Annotated in this window: 17 protein-coding genes; 8 read left to right on the top strand and 9 right to left on the bottom strand. The window is 64.5% G+C overall.

What is annotated here, in order from left to right:
- Positions 1 to 96: 96 nt before the first annotated feature.
- On the top strand, positions 97 to 558 hold the full coding sequence (gene rirA / locus MAFF_RS05770; RefSeq protein WP_010909941.1) for an iron-responsive transcriptional regulator RirA: 462 nt from the start codon (positions 97 to 99) through the stop codon (positions 556 to 558).
- A 144-nt stretch (positions 559 to 702) separates the two neighbouring features.
- On the opposite strand, the gene MAFF_RS05775 is transcribed toward rirA, so the two are convergent.
- From MAFF_RS05775 to hemP, 5 genes are read right to left on the bottom strand one after another with little or no spacing between them, the layout of a single operon-like run.
- Positions 703 to 1494, bottom strand: a complete 792-nt coding sequence (locus MAFF_RS05775) for a heme ABC transporter ATP-binding protein (RefSeq protein ID WP_010909942.1) — start codon at positions 1492 to 1494, stop codon at positions 703 to 705.
- 16 nt (positions 1495 to 1510) lie between these two features.
- Complete coding sequence (locus MAFF_RS05780; protein WP_010909943.1) at positions 1511 to 2614, bottom strand: FecCD family ABC transporter permease; 1104 nt, start codon at positions 2612 to 2614, stop codon at positions 1511 to 1513.
- 11 nt (positions 2615 to 2625) lie between these two features.
- Positions 2626 to 3528, bottom strand: coding sequence for a heme/hemin ABC transporter substrate-binding protein (locus MAFF_RS05785; RefSeq protein ID WP_044547855.1), 903 nt, complete (start codon positions 3526 to 3528; stop codon positions 2626 to 2628).
- Between the two features lie 11 nt (positions 3529 to 3539).
- Positions 3540 to 4601: a hemin-degrading factor gene (locus tag MAFF_RS05790; protein WP_010909945.1), complete on the bottom strand. Its 1062-nt coding sequence runs from the start codon at positions 4599 to 4601 to the stop codon at positions 3540 to 3542.
- Between the two features lie 22 nt (positions 4602 to 4623).
- Positions 4624 to 4830, bottom strand: a complete 207-nt coding sequence (gene hemP, locus MAFF_RS05795; RefSeq protein ID WP_010909946.1) for a hemin uptake protein HemP — start codon at positions 4828 to 4830, stop codon at positions 4624 to 4626.
- A 201-nt stretch (positions 4831 to 5031) separates the two neighbouring features.
- On the opposite strand from hemP, the gene MAFF_RS05800 reads away from it, so the two are divergent.
- From MAFF_RS05800 to MAFF_RS05815, 5 genes are all read left to right on the top strand, one after another.
- Positions 5032 to 7221, top strand: coding sequence for a TonB-dependent hemoglobin/transferrin/lactoferrin family receptor (locus MAFF_RS05800; RefSeq protein WP_080511795.1), 2190 nt, complete (start codon positions 5032 to 5034; stop codon positions 7219 to 7221).
- 4 nt (positions 7222 to 7225) lie between these two features.
- Complete coding sequence (locus MAFF_RS05805; protein WP_010909948.1) at positions 7226 to 7669, top strand: hypothetical protein; 444 nt, start codon at positions 7226 to 7228, stop codon at positions 7667 to 7669.
- Positions 7670 to 7767: 98 nt separating this feature from the next.
- Positions 7768 to 8526 (top strand): energy transducer TonB, encoded by a 759-nt coding sequence (locus MAFF_RS05810; RefSeq protein WP_244420727.1) that lies wholly within the window; start codon positions 7768 to 7770, stop codon positions 8524 to 8526.
- Between the two features lie 39 nt (positions 8527 to 8565).
- Positions 8566 to 8799, top strand: coding sequence for an energy transducer TonB family protein (locus MAFF_RS40570; RefSeq protein ID WP_010909950.1), 234 nt, complete (start codon positions 8566 to 8568; stop codon positions 8797 to 8799).
- Positions 8800 to 8859: 60 nt separating this feature from the next.
- Positions 8860 to 9174 carry an antibiotic biosynthesis monooxygenase family protein gene (locus MAFF_RS05815; RefSeq protein WP_010909951.1) on the top strand — a complete coding sequence of 105 codons (315 nt, stop codon included), beginning with the start codon at positions 8860 to 8862 and terminating at the stop codon, positions 9172 to 9174.
- Between the two features lie 12 nt (positions 9175 to 9186).
- On the opposite strand, the gene putA is transcribed toward MAFF_RS05815, so the two are convergent.
- On the bottom strand, positions 9187 to 12795 hold the full coding sequence (gene putA / locus MAFF_RS05820; protein ID WP_044550560.1) for a bifunctional proline dehydrogenase/L-glutamate gamma-semialdehyde dehydrogenase PutA: 3609 nt from the start codon (positions 12793 to 12795) through the stop codon (positions 9187 to 9189).
- Between the two features lie 154 nt (positions 12796 to 12949).
- Between putA and MAFF_RS05825 the strand changes: the two genes are divergently transcribed.
- Complete coding sequence (locus tag MAFF_RS05825) at positions 12950 to 13411, top strand: Lrp/AsnC family transcriptional regulator (RefSeq protein WP_010909953.1); 462 nt, start codon at positions 12950 to 12952, stop codon at positions 13409 to 13411.
- A gap of 57 nt (positions 13412 to 13468) precedes the next feature.
- Here MAFF_RS05825 and MAFF_RS05830 read toward each other — a convergent pair whose 3' ends face one another.
- Both MAFF_RS05830 and MAFF_RS05835 read right to left on the bottom strand, forming a co-directional pair.
- Complete coding sequence (locus MAFF_RS05830) at positions 13469 to 14668, bottom strand: cytochrome-c peroxidase (protein ID WP_010909954.1); 1200 nt, start codon at positions 14666 to 14668, stop codon at positions 13469 to 13471.
- A 7-nt stretch (positions 14669 to 14675) separates the two neighbouring features.
- Complete coding sequence (locus tag MAFF_RS05835) at positions 14676 to 15125, bottom strand: FixH family protein (protein ID WP_044547860.1); 450 nt, start codon at positions 15123 to 15125, stop codon at positions 14676 to 14678.
- Between the two features lie 151 nt (positions 15126 to 15276).
- Here MAFF_RS05835 and MAFF_RS05840 point away from each other — a divergent pair, with 151 nt between their 5' ends.
- On the top strand, positions 15277 to 16197 hold the full coding sequence (locus MAFF_RS05840) for a sugar kinase (protein WP_010909956.1): 921 nt from the start codon (positions 15277 to 15279) through the stop codon (positions 16195 to 16197).
- Between the two features lie 165 nt (positions 16198 to 16362).
- Here MAFF_RS05840 and MAFF_RS05845 read toward each other — a convergent pair whose 3' ends face one another.
- The gene (locus MAFF_RS05845) at positions 16363 to 17385 is read right to left on the bottom strand and encodes an aldose epimerase family protein (RefSeq protein WP_010909957.1); all 1023 of its coding nucleotides are present in this window, start codon (positions 17383 to 17385) and stop codon (positions 16363 to 16365) included.
- Between the last annotated feature and the right edge of the window lie 28 nt (positions 17386 to 17413).

Consider the following 17413-nt stretch of genomic DNA (forward strand, 5'->3'; position numbering starts at 1 on the left):
CCAGCGCGGCGAACCCGAAACTCCGGGATCAGAGCCGCGAGGCAAAGTTCGGGAATCCAGCGTGGTTGGACCGCGCCGGCGCCTAGTGAGGATAAAATGCGGCTTACACGCCAGACCAATTATGCCATGCGCATCCTGATGTACTGTGCCGCCAACAATGACCGGTTGAGCCGTATTCCCGAAATCGCGACCGCCTATTCGGTGTCGGAACTGTTCCTGTTCAAGATCCTGCAGCCGCTGGTCGAGAACGGACTGGTCGAGACGGTGCGCGGCAGGAATGGCGGCGTCCGGCTTGGCCGCGCCGCCGAGGCGATCAGTCTCTTCGACGTCGTGCGCGTGACGGAGGAAAGCTTCGCCATGGCCGAATGCTTCGAAAACGATGCCGCCGAATGCCCGCTGGTCGACAGCTGCGCGCTGAATTCGGCGCTGCGCGAGGCCCTCAACGCCTTCTTCGCCGTGCTCGCCCGCTACACGATCGCCGATATGGTGGCGGCAAGGCCGAATGTGCGCAACCTGCTCGGCATCGACATGCTGGAGCGCCGCGCCCCGGCCGCGTGAGCAAGTCTCCTCGCGTCTGGGTAGGTCTGTTGAGATTCAGGTCAGGCCGAGTCGAGAATGGCGGGTTCCGAGAACCGGAACGGAGCGTACTTTCGGGTACGTGAGTACCGGAAGCGCAGGAAACCTGCCATTCGCAGGCCGGCCTCAATAGACCGACGATTGCGGCAACACGAACGGCATGTTGCCGGCCGGCAGCACGCCGACCCTGAGCCGGCAATCAAACACTTTTTCGATCAGATCATCGCTCAGCACGTCCTGTGGCGAACCGGTGGCCGCGAGCCGGCCGCGATGCATGACGAAAATCCGGTCGGCATACATGGAAGTCAGATTGAGGTCGTGCAGGATGGCGACCACACCCCCGCCCCTTTTGGCGAAATCCCGGGCGATATTCATGATGATCAGCTGGTGCTTGATGTCGAGGCTGGAAACCGGCTCGTCGAGGAACAGGTAGCGCGGCTTGCCGTCGAGCACCGGCGCCCAGACCTGGCACAGCACGCGCGCAAGCTGGACGCGCTGCTGCTCGCCGCCCGAAAGCTCCTGATAGAAACGTCCTGCAAAACCGTCGAGGTCGACACGCGCCAGCGCCCGCTCCGGCAGCCGCGCATCCTCGCCCGGCAAGGCGCCCGAGCGCCCGCCGACAAGGCCGAGCTTGACCACCTCGCGCACTGTGAACGGGAAGGACAGCGTCGTCGCCTGCGGCAGCACCGCGCGATGCACCGCCATCTCGGCCGGCCTCATCGACGAAAGGTTATGGCCGTTGAGCGCGATGCGCCCGGTGTAGGCGAACTCGCCCGACAAAGCCTTCAGGAAGGTCGTCTTGCCCGAACCGTTAGGACCGACGATGGCCGCGACTTCGCCGGGCCGGGCGTCGAAATCGACACCGCCGACGATGCGCTTGCCGGCGATATCGACGGAAACATCCCTTGCCTCGATCATCAACGCCTCATAGGTCTCAGAGATCGACCACGCCGCGCTTGCGCAGCAGGATCCACAGGAAGAACGGCGCGCCCGCGATCGCGGTGACGATGCCGATCGGCAATTCGGCCGGCGACACGACGGTGCGCGCGACGGCATCGGCCAACAGCAGCAGCGAGGCGCCAAGCAGCGCCGAAGCCGGCAAGAGATAGCGATTGTCCGGACCGATCAGCAGGCGCAGCAGATGCGGCACGACGATGCCGACGAAGCCGATGCCGCCGCTGACGGCGACGGAGGCGCCGATCGCCGCCGAGACACCGATGATCGCCGTGTATTTCAGCCGCTGTACCGGAATGCCGAGATGGCCGGCGGTCGCCTCGCCCAGCGCCAGCGCGTTGAGGCCGCGCGCCAGGAAAGGCATCGCCGCCAGCGCCAGTATGATGATCGGTCCGACGGAACCGATCTTCGCCCATGTCGCGCCGCCAAGCGATCCGAGTGACCAGAACGTCAGGTCGCGCAGCTGGCGATCGTCCGCCATGAAGATGAGGATGCCGGTCAACGCCATGGCAAAGGCTGCCAGGGCGATGCCGGCAAGCAGCATGGTGGCGACCGAGGTTTGGCCACGTCGCGTCGCGACCTGATAAAGCACCAGTGTCGAGGCAAGGCCCCCGAAGAAGGCCGCCAACGGCAGCGCAGGCGTGCCGAGCAAGGCCATCACGGGCGCCAGCACCGTGGTGCCGAGCACGATGATGGCCACCGCGCCGAGGCTGGAGCCGGCAGAAACGCCGATCAGGCCGGGATCGGCCAGCGGATTGCGGAACAGCCCCTGCATGACGGCGCCCGAGACCGCGAGCGCCGCGCCGACCAGCATGCCGAGAACGATGCGCGGCAAACGGATGTCGTAAATGATCAGACTGTCGCGCGCACTCAGCGCCGCATCGCTCGGGATGCCCCCAAGAAGCGAGCCCTTGAGGACGCTGACGGCCGAAGCATCCGATGCCCCTGACGTGAGCGACAAAAGCATGGCGGCCGCGAGCCCGAGGCACAGCAACAGGATGACGATGCGGGCGCGGCCGGAGCGGTCACCTTCGGATGCATTCGCCATGACCTTCACCGGGCCGGCGATCGATTGATCGACCATGATCTGCCCGCTCAGTCCGTGACTTCAGCGCCATAGAGCGAGACGGCGAGGTCGTGAATGGCGTCGGCCGTGCGTGGCCCGAAGCCGAGCAGATAGCCGCCATCGATGCGGATCAGCTTGCGCGCGGTTCCGGCCGGCGTCGAGGCGATCGACGGGGTGCCGAACAATTCGTCGTCCGACACCGGCGGCCCGGCATTGCTCATCATCAGGATCACGTCAGGCCTGGCGGTAATGATTGCCTCGTCGGACATCTGCTTGTAGCCGGAGAAGCCATCGACGGCGTTGACCCCGCCTGCCAGCTTGACCATGCCGTCGGCCGCGGTTTCGCTGCCGGCCGCCAGGATCTTGCCGCCCTGCAGCGACAGCACGAACAGGATGCGCTTGCGCTCCTTGATCGAGGCTGTCTGCTTTTCGGCTGATGTCAGCTTGGCATCGAGCTCCTTGGCCAGCACCTCGGCCTTGGCATCGACGCCAAGCGCCTTACCGACGATGCGGACCTTCTCGAGGATGCCGTCGTGGCTATAATGCTCGGGCACTTCGATGAAGGGGATGCTGGTTTTCTTCAGCACATCGACGGCTTCCTTGGGGCCGCTTCCGTGCAGCGTCAGGATGCCGGTCGGATTGACCGACAGCACGCCTTCCGGCGACAGCGCGCGCATATAACCGACATCGGGCAAGGCAAGCGCCGCTTTCGGATAATTGCTGGTGGAATCGCGCGCCACCAGGCGCTTCTCCTCGCCAAGCGCGTAGACGATTTCCGTGATCGAACCGCCTATGGCGGCGATCTTCGACGGATCCGAGAAGACCGAGACGCCCTCGGCGGCGCCGGCCGGCTGCAGCGCGGCAAGGGAAAGGCCGACGATCGGGGCAAACATCGATCGGCGCATGGCCGGCAGGGTCGGGAAAAACCGCATCACACTGTTCCTCACGCTGCCGTCGGGCTTGGAATACGCGGCAGGTTCTCGGCCAGGAACCGCCAATCGTCGCGCTCGCTCTCGCCTTCATGGCGCTTGCCGAAGAACTGGATGATCATCTCGCCGTCGGCGGCATAGACCTCGAGCGAGGTGACATGACCATCCTTGGTCGGCTTGCGCACCGCCCAGACTTCTTGGATGTGGTCGGTGCGTAGATGCAGGTGGAAGGTCTCGTCCAGAACGTTGATCCACGGTCCCATCGGCTTGATCGACCTGACCGGTCCGGAATGGATCTGGATGCAGCCGCGGTTGCCGACGAAGCACATGATCGGCATCTCGCCTTCGGCGGCATGGTGGAACATGGCGCCGACCGCATCATTGTCGAGCAGCCAGGCATAGTCCGTTCCGACCATGCGCACAGCCTGACGGCGGCTGAGCTTCAGCGTCTTCAGCATACCGAAGAACTGGTGCACGTCGGTCAGCCGGCTCCAGCGGTCGCGCAGATCGTCAGGGCTGACGGCGGTTGCCCCGGCCTCGCTCCGATCGTCGGAGATCGACCCTGAAATATCGACCGTCGGTTCCTGGTTGGACGATTCCAGCGAAGCGACCAGCTTCTGGTAGGCATAGAGACTGGAGGCCGGACGCAGATGCACCTTGTGCACCGCCTTGCCCGTCGCGTCGAAGAACTGCAGGCTACGGCGGATCTCGTCGCCGTCGCGCTTCTCCACGGCAAAGCCATGCGCCCAGACCTTTGGGAAGATGCGCAGGTCGATATTCTCGCCAAGCACCATGGCATTGTGGTTGCCCGTGACGACCTTGTCATAGACGCCGATCTTTTCGTGCACGGCGCTTTCGTTGCGGGTCAGCGCCATCACCTCGCCGACCGCCTCGAGACCGGTCAAGAGATCGTTGACGCGCGGTTCGATCCGAACGACGCCGTCGCCGCAATGCGCGGCGACCAACTCGGCTTCCGAAATGCCGAGCTGGGCGGCCAGGTCACGCTCGCGCGTCTTCGGATTTTCTGTCCGTGCCCGCCGGATTTCATGCGGGGCGGGTTTTACGCGCTGGTCCATGTCTCGTCCCTACTGCCTTGCCTTACTTGTTGAGAATGAGCTTGCCCTGCCGGGTGATCTTCAGCCGGTAGAGCGCGCCATGATGCTCGATGCCGATCTCGTGCTCGCCCTGGAACAGCGTGTTGCTGGAGAGCGTTCGCACCGCCAGCGGGATCCGATCGAAGCGGGTGGAGGCATCGTCGGAACGGCGGACGCGATAACGAAAATCGTTGGGATTGTGCGTGTTCATCTGGGTCGATCCCTTTCCTGTGCCGGGGCATCTGGCTAGGCGTTGCGAAATTGCCGATTCATTTCTTGACTTGAATAATCATGTTTACTAGTCAGTGCAATACCGGAGTAAACGAGTCAACATTTAAGACACCGGACACGATGAAAAATGCCAGCGAGCCCGAGGCCAGCCAGCAAGAAACCTGGAATCTGGAGTTGGGGCATGGGGTTTTTGAACTGGGAATTGCGCGGCCGGTCGGCGGCGAACGGTGTGGCGGCTTTGTTGGCGAGCGTGGCGGCGATCGCCCTGTCCGCGCCATCGGCGCATGCCCAACAGGCAACGCAGCCGGCGGGCGAGCAGACAGATCAATCGAAGAAGGCTGACCAGGAAAAAGCCGCCACCGCGGGCGCGACGCTGCTCGACAAGATTCTGGTCATCAGCCGCACCGGCGAAACGGCGATCGAATCACTGGCCTCGGCCAGCCATGTCGACCAAGAGCAACTCGCCCACCGCATGGCGACGACGCCGAACGAGATGCTGCTGGGTGTGCCCGGTGTCGCGACACAGGCTGACGCCAGGCGCGTCAGCACCAGCATCAACATACGCGGCCTGCAGGATTTCGGCCGCGTCGCGGTTATCGTCGATGGCGCACGCCAGGATTTCCAGCGTTCAGACCATGGCACCCAGTCGACCTTCTATATCGACCCCGAGCTCGTCAAATCCGTCGATGTGATCCGCGGTCCGGTCGCCAACACCTATGGTTCGGGCGCCATCGGCGGCGTCGTCTTCTTCGACACCAAGGACGCCGCCGACTTCCTCAAGCCGGAGGAAACATGGGGCGCTTCGGTGACCGGACGCTATGAGAGCAACGGCAAGGGCTGGACCACCAGCGCCACCGGCGCCTACCGTTTCAACGAGAACTGGGACGCGCTCGGCAACATCGTCTACCGCAACTACGACAACTACAAGGATGGCGGCGGCGACACCGTCAACGGCACCGGCTTCGACGTGCTGAGCGGTCTGCTCAAGACCAGCATACGGCCGACCGAGAACAGCGAGTTGAAGCTGGGCTGGGTCGGCTCAAGCGACGGCTGGGACGAAACCAGCGGCGGCATGCCGGTCAACGACGTCGACCTGAAGTCGAACACCTTCACCGCCCGTTACAACATCACGGATGAGGACAAGAGCTGGCTCGATCTCCACATCAACACCTCGTACAACAAGACCAATCTCGACCTGACCAGCCTTGTCCCGCAAAAGCGGTTTGATCCCATAACGGGTCTTCCCACTGTCCTGCCGGCGGGGTCGCAATCGACTTTCGACGTCGGCACCACGGGTATCGACATCTGGAACACGTCGCGCTTCGAAACAGGCGGGATCGCCCACGAATTGACCTATGGCGGCGACTGGGTCGGCGACGATGTGAAGACGGGCGGCACGGCCGGCGGCGACAGTTTTTACACGCCTTCGGGCAAGCGCAACGTCTCCGGCGCCTATGTCCAGGACAAGCTCACCTGGGACTGGCTCGAGGTCATCGCTGGGCTGCGCTACGACAATTACAGCCTGAAGGACAGCACCCGCGAGACCTCGGGCGACCGGCTGTCGCCGCGCATCACCGTCGGCGTCTCGCCGTTCGAGAGCGCCGGCCTTGCGGGTCTGCAATTCTACGGCACCTACGCCGAAGGCTATCGGTCGCCGTCGCTGACGGAAACGCTGATCAGCGGCAACCACCCGGCGGGCGTCACCTTCCCGTTCCTGCCCAATCCCAATCTGCGGCCCGAGACCGGCAAGACGACGGAATTCGGCATCAACTACAGGCAGAACGACATCTTCGAACCCGGCGACGCGCTTCGCGTCAAGGCGGCCTACTTCCACAACAATGTCGACGATTATATCGATGGTGTGACCCTGTCGCCGTTCGCTCCGGGCAGCGGCTGCCCGTTCGGACCCGGCATTCCGATCTGCTTCCAGTATCAGAATTTCGCCCAGGCCAAGATCGACGGCTTTGAGCTGGAAGGCGTCTACGACGCCGGATGGGGCTATGCCGGGCTTTCGGCTTCGATCACCAATGGCCACACCATTTCCTACAAGGGTGTGGAAGCCGATCTCGCCACCATCCCCTCTTCGCAAGTCACCGCCCAGCTCGGGCTGCGCTTCCTCGAGGACAAGCTGACCGTCGGTGGCGAGGTTCAGTACAATGGCAAACCAAAGGGCAATGCTGTGGCCGAGGACTATACGTTGGTCAATGCCTTCGCCAGCTATCAGGCGACCGACAATCTGAAGGTCGATTTCCGCGCCGACAATCTGTTCGACGTCAAATACGCCAACCCGCTGAACGGCAGCACGACAGTCGCGGTCTATGAGCCGGGCATAACGCTGAAACTGGCGGCAACCATGCGGTTTGGAGGTTGATGGCATGACGAGCTCGACGACATCCCTTCGTCTGCTGACCTCGACGCTGGCGATGTCGCTTGCGATGGTTCCGGCGCGGGGTGAAGGATCCGCGCCGGCCCCCGCGCTGACCCTGGAGCTCAATGCCGCGCAGCCTTCCGACAAGGGCTGCCGGCTGACCTTCCTGATCAACAACAATCTCGGCGCCGACCTCTCCAAGGCGGCGTTCGAGATCGCCCTGTTCAACGAGGCCGGCATCGTCGACCGGCTGACCGTGCTCGATTTCAAGGACCTGCCGGCAGGCAAGACCAAGGTCACGCGCTTTGATCTCGCCGGCACCGACTGCACCAAGGTCAGCCGCGTGCTGATCAACAGCGCGACCGAGTGTGCCGGCAGCGGCGTCGAACCGGCCGCCTGCATGCGCAAGCTGAAGACTGACACCAAGACCGGCATCGTTTTCGGCGTCTGAGACCAGCTTTGGGACTGCACCCTGCATTCACAGCAAATACCGTAGCCTGGCCGCTGGCCAGCCACGGATCGCTGACGCCAGGGCCAAACGATCTTGATTTGACTTTTGCCTGCCGGCCGCTGCAATTTCCGGCCCGCGAGATGCAGGAAATCAGTCCCCTCCCCAACGCCGGCAGCGAGCTGGCAATAGCGCCGGCCGAGCCGCTTGCAGTCGCGCGGCCAGCGGCCCGATGGCCCATTGCCATTGTCGTCTCCGGCCTGCTTCACGCCGCTGTGGCGGCATTCTTTCTGATCTCGCCCGCCGGCACATTCGATTTCCGGAATGCGGAGCAACCGGAAGGCAGCGATCGCGCAGGCGACAAGGTGGCCGGCAGCGCTCTGGACAAGGACCCGGCGGCGATCAATGTCACGCTGGAGTCGAAACCGCAGCCGACCAAACCGGAGCCGGCGGTCAGACCGGTGCCACCGGCAAAGCCCTCGCAGCCTGAGCGGGAAGCCGTGAAGCAAACTCGAGACCCCATCCAGGAAGCAGCCAAGCCGCTGCCCAAGCCTTTACCGGAAGCTGTCAAACAGCCACCGGTCACACCGGACATACTGGTGGCGGCGACCCCTCGCCCTGATGACCGGAGTTTGGCCGCCAGGACCGAAACACCGGCACAGTCGAGCGTCCAGGCCGAGAGCGCTGAGATACCTGTCGCCGTTCCGGACCAACCGCCGATCCCCAGCGCCAGGCCAACTCCGGCCGCCGCCCCTGCAAAAGCAGCGGACGAGAAGCGCGGCACGGCAGACGGCCAGGATCGGCTGGCGCAGGCAGCCAGCAAAGGCAAAAGGCAGAACGAGGCGGGCTCCGCCGCTTAACCCAGCTACCGAAGCGACGTCATCAGCAAACTTGGCCGCGTGTATCGAGCAGTACCGCCTTCGTTGCAAGCGACCGCGCGCAGCAACACCGTTGTCACCTTCGTCATCGGCAGGCAGGGCAACATCGATGAGCTGCGTGTCGTCGAAAGCTCGGGCTCGGCAACTTTCGACCAGATCGTGCTTGGTTTCGTTCGCAAGGCGGCCCCTTTCCCTCCGATCCCGCCAAAGGTTGGCAACAGTCTGGAATTCACCGGCGCGATCGGTCCGTTCTGAGAGCCGACGCTTCGCCGCATCCTTCAATCGCAGCAGTCCACCAATTCAGAAAGGAACCCCATGTGCATCGCCATGAACCGCTTCAAGGTGCAGAACGGCTCGGAAGCCGATTTCGAGGCCGTGTGGAAGAACCGCGATTCCAGCCTTGCCGAGATGAAGGGTTTTCGGGAATTCCATCTGCTGCGTGGCCCGGTCAATGAGACCGAGGGCTGCACACTGTTTGCCTCGCACACGGTGTGGGCGAGCCAGGACGATTTCGTCGCCTGGACCAAGTCGGAGAATTTCCGCGCCGCGCACAGGAATGTCGGCACGACGAAGGTCCACTATCTCGGCCACCCACAATTCGAGGGCTTTTCGGTCGTCGAGGGCGCCTGAGAATAGGCTGAACTAGGCCGCGGCAAGCAGGCTGGCATTGCCGCCCGCGGCCGTGGTGTCGACACAGACCGCGCGCTCATGCGCATAGGCGGCCGGATTGAGCACCTCGCTGACCAGCGGCACGATCGGGCCGGTCCTGTCGGCGATCACCTGGCGCACGATGCGCGCGGCCTCCGGCGTACCCGAGAAAGCGACGACATCGACGCGCAGCGCGCGCGCCTCGACCGGATCGGGGCGGCCATCTATCGCCGCGAGCGGCAAGCCCTTGCCGGTCAGCGCCGACAAGGCGGCCGGCGCCCCAGGGGCCACGGCCAGCACTGCATTGCCGGCGGCGAGCGCCTGGATGGTCTGGGCGAGCAGCGTCTCGGCATCCGGCCCCAGGCACAACACCCGCCCGCGCGGCGACAGCGACAGCGTATTGGCCTCGCCGGTCGGGCCGGGCAGGTCGACCTGGCCGAAATCGATTGCAGCGGCAGCGCCGATGGCGGCAGCGCCCTTGCCGCGCAGATGCTTCCTCAGGATGGCGATCCGGTCCGGGCGCGTCGACCAGCCGCCGAGGGCCGGATCGGGCAGATTGTCGGCCAGTTCGGTCGCCGTCACCTTGTGGCCCTCGCCAACCTCTGTGCCGGCTTCCGGCCCCTTGCGGAAGCGGCGCAGATAATGCGGGCCGCCAGCCTTCGGCCCGGTGCCGGAAAGCCCCTCGCCGCCAAAGGGCTGGGAACCGACCACGGCGCCGATCTGGTTGCGGTTGACGTAGATGTTGCCAGCATGGATGCCGTCGACGAAATGCTGGACGCGACCTTCGATGCGGGTGTGCAGGCCGAAGGTCAGGCCATAGCCCTTGCGGTTGATGGCAGCGATGACAGCATCGATCTCATCGGCGTCGAAGCTGGCGACGTGCAGCACCGGCCCGAACACTTCGCGCTCCATCTCCTCGATGCCCTTGACCCGGAAGACATGCGGCGCGACGAAGCGCCCGTCCTTCGGCGCCTCGAGCTTGGCGATCAGCCGCCCCTCGAGACCTTTCCTGGTGCAATAGTCACGGATAGAGGCCTGCGCCTCATCATCGATGACCGGACCGACATCAGTCGAAATCCGCCAGGGATCCCCGATGTTGAGCGCCTCCATGGCGCCCTTCAGCATGTCCAGCATCTTCTTCTCGACGTCCTTCTGCACGTAGAGCACGCGCAGCGCCGAGCAGCGCTGGCCGGCACTCTGGAAGGCAGAGGCCAGTATATCGCGCACCGCCTGCTCGGGCAGCGCGGTGGAATCGACGATCATGGCGTTCAAACCACCGGTCTCGGCGATCAGCATGGCGTCGGGTGCCGCGGTCTCGGCCAGCTGTTTCTCGATCAGCTTGGCGACTTCGGTCGAGCCGGTGAAGCAGACGCCGGCAATGCGTGGGTCGGCGGTCAGCGGTCCGCCGACCGATGGGCCGTCGCCGGGCAGCAGTTGGATGATGTCTTCCGGCACGCCGGCCTCGCGCAGCAACTCGACGGCGCGGAAGGCAATCAGCGGTGTCTGTTCGGCCGGCTTGGCGATGACCGAATTGCCGGTAACGAGTGCTGCCGCGATCTGGCCGGTGAAGATCGCCAACGGGAAATTCCACGGCGAAATACAGACGATCGCGCCGCGCGCCTGCGTGCCCGTCTCGGCGTTTGCCGCCTCGGCGGCGTAGTAGCGCAGGAAGTCGACGGCCTCGCGCACTTCCGCCACACCATCGGCCAGCGATTTGCCGGCCTCGCGGGTGGCGAGCGCGAAGAACTCGACCGCATTGGCTTCATAGAGATCGGCGGCGCGGTTGAGGATGGCGGCGCGTTCGCCAACGGGACGCTTCGCCCAGGCCGGCTGCGCCTCCACCGCGATGCGCACGGCGATCGCGACCTGCTTGGCGGCGGCCTCGTGAACCGTCCCGACCACTTCATCGGGCTTGGCCGGATTGACGACCGGGTGCGGCTTGCCATAGCCGGCGGCCCGCGTGATCGGCTTGGCATGCCAGCGGTCCGGCCCGGCGAACGCCGCCCTGGCCTTGTCGATGGCCGCCAGCGTCACCGTGTCGGTGATGTCGAAACCTCTGGAATTGCGGCGGCCTGCGCCAAAAATCTGCGACGGCCTGGCAATCGCCGGATTGGCGGCAGGGCCTTGGCTTTCGACCGTTTCGAGCGGATCGCGCGCGATGTCTTCCGGCTCGACATCCTCGTCGGTCAGTTGGTGCACGAAGGAGGAGTTGGCGCCGTTCTCGAGCAGCCGGCGGACCAGATAGGCCAGCAGGTCCGAATGCGCGCCGACTGGCGCATAGATGCGGCAGCGCGTGCCTTCGGCCTGGCGCACCGTCTCGTGCAACGCCTCGCCCATGCCATGCAGGCGCTGGAATTCGAAGGAATCGCGGTTCGTGGCCATCGACAGGATGGCCGCGACGGTGTGGGCGTTGTGGGTGGCGAATTGCGGATAGATGCGGTCGGTCATGCCAAGCAGTTTCTTCGCGCAAGCCATGTAGGAAACGTCGGTGTTGGCCTTGCGGGTGAAGACGGGATAGCCGGCAAGTCCGAGCGTCTGCGCCCGCTTGATCTCGGTGTCCCAATAGGCGCCCTTGACCAGCCGCACCATGATGGTGCGGTCGTATTTCCTGGCCAGAGCATAGAGCCAGTCGATGACGAAGGCCGCGCGCGGCCCATACGCTTGCACGACCACGCCAAAGCCGTTCCAGCCGGCGAGTTCCGGCTCGGCCAGCACGCGCTCGATGACGTCGAGCGACAGATCCAAGCGATCGGCCTCCTCGGCGTCGATGTTGAGACCCATGCGCGAATGTCTGGCCGCAAGCGCCAGCGACAGCAGCCGCTCGGCCATGACAGGCAGCATCTCTTCCTTCTGCGCCACTTCGTAGCGCGGATGCAGCGCCGAAAGCTTGACCGAGATGCCGTGGTTTTGCCTGATGTCGGGACCATTGGAGCCGGCATCGAGCGACGAAATCGCGTCGGCATAGGCCTTGTGGTAGCGCAGTGCATCGGCCTCGGTGCGGGCCGCCTCGCCCAGCATGTCGAAGGAATAGAGGTAGCCCTTCTGTGTCATCGGCCGGCCGCGCTTGACGGCTTCTGCAATGGTGCGGCCGAGCACGAACTGTTCGCCCATCTCGCGCATGGCGGCGGCCACCGCCTTGCGGATGACCGGCTCGCCCAGCCTGCGCACCATGGAGCGCAACGTGCCTTCGATACCGCCCTCGCCCTCGTCCAGCACGCGGCCGGTCAGCATCAGCGCCCAGGTCGAGGCGTTGACGAAGATCGAGCTCGAACCACCCGAATGCGCCGACCAGTCATGCGGCGCGATCTTGTCGGCGATGAGATCGTCCATCGTCTCGGTGTCGGGCACGCGCAGCAGCGCCTCGGCCAGGCACATCAGCGCCACGCCCTCCTTGGTGGAAAGGCCGTAGGCCGAGAGGAAAACCTCCATCAGCCGGGGATCGGACGAGCCGCGCACCGCCCGCACCAGATCGGCGGCTCGCGCCGAGATCGCGTCGCGATCCGCAGCCGAAAGCCCTGTCGCCTCGGCCAATCGTTTCACGGCCTCATCTTCGTCGGGCAGATAGTTGGCGCGGATCTGCTGGCGGATGGTGTCGAGCGGCATGGCGGGTCCCGTGGAGCGAGCGTCAGGGAGCGGGCCGGCGGTCACCGGACCGAATGGCGCAAGCTAGCACAGGCGCGGATTTCAGTCGGTCCAAAGAAATCGACAAGACAGATCGATCGATCTATCGTTATGTCAACCCCTCTGAGTTTGGACTGTGATTTTGACAACAGAAGACCAATTGGACCGCATCGACCGCAACATCCTGTCGGCGCTGGCCAGCAATGGCCGGCTTTCCATGTCGGAACTCGCGGCCAGGGTCGGCCTCTCCAAGACGCCGGTGCAGGCGCGCGTCAAGCGGCTGGAAAAGGACGGCTATATCAGGGGCTACCAGGCGATCATCGACCGCGAGCGCATGGGCGAAGGCCATGTCGCCTTCGTCCAGGTGAAATTGTCCGACACGCGTTCCGCCGCGCTCGACGCTTTCAACCGGTCTGTGCAGGCCGTGCCGGAGATCGAGCAGTGCCACATGATGGCGTCAAGCTTCGATTACCTGCTGAAGGTCCGCACCCGGGACATCGCCGCCTACCGCCGGGTGTTGGGCGAGCGCATCTCGGCGCTGCCGCACGTCGCCCAGACCTCGACCTTCGTGGCGATGGAGACGGTGAAGGATCGCTGACCATGATCCCGAAAAGTGGATGCCGGTTTTCGGACAAGATCATGGTCAAACAAGAGCCTACTCCGTCAGCGTCCTCAAAAATGCCACCAGCGCTGCGCGCTCGCGGTCCGACAGCTGCAGCGGGTGAATCTCGGTTGTCCCCTCCACACTGGGCGCGGCCTTGGCATAGTGCGCCACCACTTCGTCGAGCGATGAAAACTGCCCGGCATGCATGTAGGGTGGCCGGGTGGCCGCGCCGCGCAGTGACGGCGTCTTGTAGGCGCGAACGAGTTGTGGCGCATCCTTGACCATGAAGCGCAGCTCGCCGCAGGCGCTGGCATCGCCATCGCGATAGGCACCGAAGCAGTTGAACGGGTCGGCTTCGACTTGTGCGACCGCATCGACGCGCCCGCGATCCGGCGGCAGGTCGGCGACGGGCGGCACGCCGGTGTTGTGAAAACTATTGTCGGTGAAGCGCGGACCATTGTGGCAGGTCACGCAGTTGGCCTTGCCGATGAACAGTTTCAGCCCGAGGATTTCTTCCCGCGTGAAGACGGCATCGCCCTTCGGCTCGGCGCCGGTGGCAAGGTCGAGCGCAAAGCGATCGAAGCGCGTCTGCGCTGGTTCGATCGAGCGTTCGAAGGCCGCGATCGCCTTGCCGATATTGGCGTAAACGCGGTTGATGGCGTCGCGCTGCGGATCGCTCATCGCGTTCCAGGCAGCCCTTTCGGCATCGTTTCCGAGCGGACTGGCATTCAACGGAATGCCGGCAAAATCGGGCAGCGGCCCGAAAATGCGCTCATAGCGCTCGCCGAAGCGCGTCTTGATGTAGTGCGCGTAGGCAGTACGGTTTCCCGCCTGTTCCAGCGGGTTTTCCAGCGGCGTCAGCGCTTGTGCCCACAGGCTGTCGCGGCGGCCGTCCCAGAAGAACCAGGGATCGCGCGCCACACCGGCCAGCGGCATGGTGCGCCGGTTGGTGCGGCCTACGCCCACGGCTTGCGGCAGGTCGTCCTGGAACTGGCGGTCGATCTTGTGGCAGGTCGAGCACGACACCGTGCCATCCCGGCTCATCCCAAGATCGAAGAACAGCGTCGAGCCAAGCGCCGCGGCAGCCGGCACGTCGGCGATGCGATTGGTGGTGTCGGGCTTCAGCGACGGCAGCGTGTTCAACGCCAGCGAGGCGATGGTCTTCTTCTCCGCGTCGGAAAAATCCGGCTTGCCGCAGCCCACGAGGATGACGGCGACCATCAGCGCCAGAAGGCAAAAAAGGCGCTTCATCGATCGCTCACAGCACCACGTTGAACAGCACCGTATCTGAGCCGGCGCCGGACGAGATGGCGAACCGAAGTTGCCACCAGCCGCTCATGGTGAATTTCAGGCCCTCGATGCGGTAACGGCCATCGCCGAGATAGTCGGTCACCTGCGGGCTGGTCGGCAGGCCGTGATTGTGTTGCGGCATGCCGCCGGAGATGGCGATCGCGGCTCGCTCCACCGAAGCCCCTGTCTTTGTTTTCAGCGTCAGCAGCCAGGATTCCAGTTCGCCCTGCCGCACCACGCCCCGTTCCGGTACGAAGCTCGCCATGTACAGCCCGTTGTCGGTTTTCTTCGTCCGCGAGACATCCGGGCCGACCGTCTGCGCCGATTGCGGCGCGGTCAGATAGACGACCGCAAGAACGCCGGCCAGCAGAGCAGCCAGACCAACACCCGCCAAGAGATAACGCCATATCGATGCCAAACCGGTTCCTCTTCTGCGGATAACGCTCGGCCGGGTGGATCGCGTCCCGCCAGCCTGTGGGAAAACGCTGTGGCGCAAAAAAGCCTGCTTGCCAAGCATGGCGCTGCCGCCGGCAAAAAGCTACAGCACCGAAACCACTGGAGGATTGCAGATGGCGGGAAACGGTGTCGCCTCGATCGGTGAATGCATGCTCGAACTTTCGGGCCAGACCGGCCCGAACTGGTGCATGGGTTTTGCCGGCGACACGTTCAACACGCTGTGGGCGCTGCATGCGTTGAGCGAGGACCGGCCGGCAACCTATGTCTCGGCCTTCGGCGATGACCCCTTTTCGCAGGGCCAGATCGGCTTCTTCGCCGAAAACGGCATCGGCATCGGCTCCAGCCCGGTGATACCAGGTGCGCGGCCCGGCCTCTACGCGATCACGCTGACCGGCGCCGAGCGCTCCTTCACCTACTGGCGCGGCGACGCCGCCGCCCGGCAGCTTGCCTCGGATCCCGCTGCACTGTCGAAAAACCTTGAAAATCAGGCGCTTGTGTACTTTTCCGGAATCACTTTGGCAATTCTGGACGATGCCTCGCGCAAAACACTGCTGGAAGCCGTGACCAAGGCGCGCGCCGCTGGCTCGCTGATCGCCTTCGATCCCAATTATCGGCCACGGCTTTGGCGCAACCGCGAAAGCGCGCAGGCAGCAATCGTCGAGGCACTCGGCGTCACCGACGTCGCTCTGCCGACCTTCCCCGACGAGCAGATGCTGTTTGGTGATGAGACACCGCGGGCGACCGCCGAGCGGCTTGGACAATGGGTCGGCGAAGTCATCGTCAAGAACGGCGAACAGCCGGCGCTGATTGCCGAGAGCGGAACATTGCACGACGTGCCGGCGATCCATGTCGCGGCCCCCGTCGACACCACCGGCGCCGGCGACTCCTTCAATGGCGGCTATCTCGCGGCGCGTCTTGCCGGCCATGGGCCTCAGGAAGCGGCAAGCCGGGCGCATCGCGTCGCTGCCGCCGTGGTCCAGGTTCGCGGCGCCCTGGCGCCGTTCGAGACGCTACGGGCGGCGTTCGACAGCTGAGGTCTGTTGAGATTCAGGTCAGGCCGAGTCGAAAATGGCTGATACCGAGAACCGGAGCGGAGCGTACTTTTCGTACGTGAGCCCAGTTCTACTGCGACGCAGTAGAACGTGGAAGCGCAGGTATCAGCCATTTGCAGGCCGGCATCACCTGAATATCAACAGACCTCAAGGCAGGCGGAAACGGTATTCCGTCACATGGTGATAAATTGCACCCGGCCATAGCGTCGCCTGCGGGAAATACGGCCGGTTCGGCGCATCCGGCCAGATCTGCGGCTCCAGGCAGAAGGCGGAAAAGGCCTTGTAGTCCCGCCCGTCCAGCCCCTTGCGCGGCGTCACATACTGGCCGGTGTAGAGCTGGACGCCTGGCTCCGTGGTCCAGACCTCCATCTCGACGCCGGAACTCGCCCCTTGCGTCCATGCCGCTTGCCGCAGCGGCCCGCGCGCCGAGGCGAGGCAGAAGTTCTGGTCGTAGGGCAGCTGCTCGCCCTCGGTTTCCATGCGCAGCGGCCGCGCCTGGCGGAAATCGAAGGGCGTGCCGTCGACCGGCTTGACCACGCCGGTCGGGATCATGTCGCTGTCGACCGGCAGATAGGCGCCGGCGTTCAGCATCATCCTGTGGTCGAGAATGTCGCCGGCGCCGCCGTCGTCCAGGTTGAAATAGGAGTGCTGGGTGAGATTGCACAGCGTCGGCTCCTCGCAGGTCGCAGTCAGCTCGACGCTCAGCGTACCGGGGATCTTCAGCCGGTAGGTGCAGGTGACGTCGAGCGCGCCGGGAAAGCCCATCGCTCCGTCGGGATCGTGCAGCGTCAGCGTGACGAAGTCCCGGCCATGCAGCGAAACCGCCCACGGCCGATGCGAATAGCCCTGTGAGCCGCCATGCAGCGTATGCTTGCCGAGGAAATTTCGCTCGGTCTGGTAGCGGTTGCCACCGATGGTGAAGCGGCCGTCGCGGATGCGGTTGGCGTAGCGGCCGACCACCGCGCCAAAGAAGGCGTTGTCGGCTTCGTAGGCTTCCAGAGTGTTATAGCCGAGCACCAGCGGCGCATCGTGACCGGTCAGGCGCAAATCCTGGATGATCGCGCCGAGCCCGATGATGTTGGCGGTGAGGCCGCCGCCCTTGATGGTGAAGCGGCGCACCGGCTCGCCCGCCTGCGTCGTGCCAAAAACCTCGCCGTCCTTCATCGTCATGCCCGCAAACGTCAGTTAATCCAAAGGA

This window comes from Mesorhizobium japonicum MAFF 303099, assembly GCF_000009625.1.
GTDB lineage: Bacteria > Pseudomonadota > Alphaproteobacteria > Rhizobiales > Rhizobiaceae > Mesorhizobium > Mesorhizobium japonicum.

Excerpts from the sequence above, each read along its gene's own strand:
- rirA (WP_010909941.1), top strand. The coding sequence starts at position 97 with ATGCGGCTTACACGCCAGACCAATTATGCCATGCGCATCCTGATGTAC.
- MAFF_RS05775 (WP_010909942.1), bottom strand. The coding sequence starts at position 1,494 with ATGATCGAGGCAAGGGATGTTTCCGTCGATATCGCCGGCAAGCGCATC.
- MAFF_RS05780 (WP_010909943.1), bottom strand. The coding sequence starts at position 2,614 with ATGGTCGATCAATCGATCGCCGGCCCGGTGAAGGTCATGGCGAATGCA.
- MAFF_RS05785 (WP_044547855.1), bottom strand. The coding sequence starts at position 3,528 with ATGCGGTTTTTCCCGACCCTGCCGGCCATGCGCCGATCGATGTTTGCC.
- MAFF_RS05790 (WP_010909945.1), bottom strand. The coding sequence starts at position 4,601 with ATGGACCAGCGCGTAAAACCCGCCCCGCATGAAATCCGGCGGGCACGG.
- hemP (WP_010909946.1), bottom strand. The coding sequence starts at position 4,830 with ATGAACACGCACAATCCCAACGATTTTCGTTATCGCGTCCGCCGTTCC.
- MAFF_RS05800 (WP_080511795.1), top strand. The coding sequence starts at position 5,032 with ATGGGGTTTTTGAACTGGGAATTGCGCGGCCGGTCGGCGGCGAACGGT.
- MAFF_RS05805 (WP_010909948.1), top strand. The coding sequence starts at position 7,226 with ATGACGAGCTCGACGACATCCCTTCGTCTGCTGACCTCGACGCTGGCG.
- MAFF_RS05815 (WP_010909951.1), top strand. The coding sequence starts at position 8,860 with ATGTGCATCGCCATGAACCGCTTCAAGGTGCAGAACGGCTCGGAAGCC.
- putA (WP_044550560.1), bottom strand. The coding sequence starts at position 12,795 with ATGCCGCTCGACACCATCCGCCAGCAGATCCGCGCCAACTATCTGCCC.
- MAFF_RS05830 (WP_010909954.1), bottom strand. The coding sequence starts at position 14,668 with ATGAAGCGCCTTTTTTGCCTTCTGGCGCTGATGGTCGCCGTCATCCTC.
- MAFF_RS05840 (WP_010909956.1), top strand. The coding sequence starts at position 15,277 with ATGGCGGGAAACGGTGTCGCCTCGATCGGTGAATGCATGCTCGAACTT.
- MAFF_RS05845 (WP_010909957.1), bottom strand. The coding sequence starts at position 17,385 with ATGACGATGAAGGACGGCGAGGTTTTTGGCACGACGCAGGCGGGCGAG.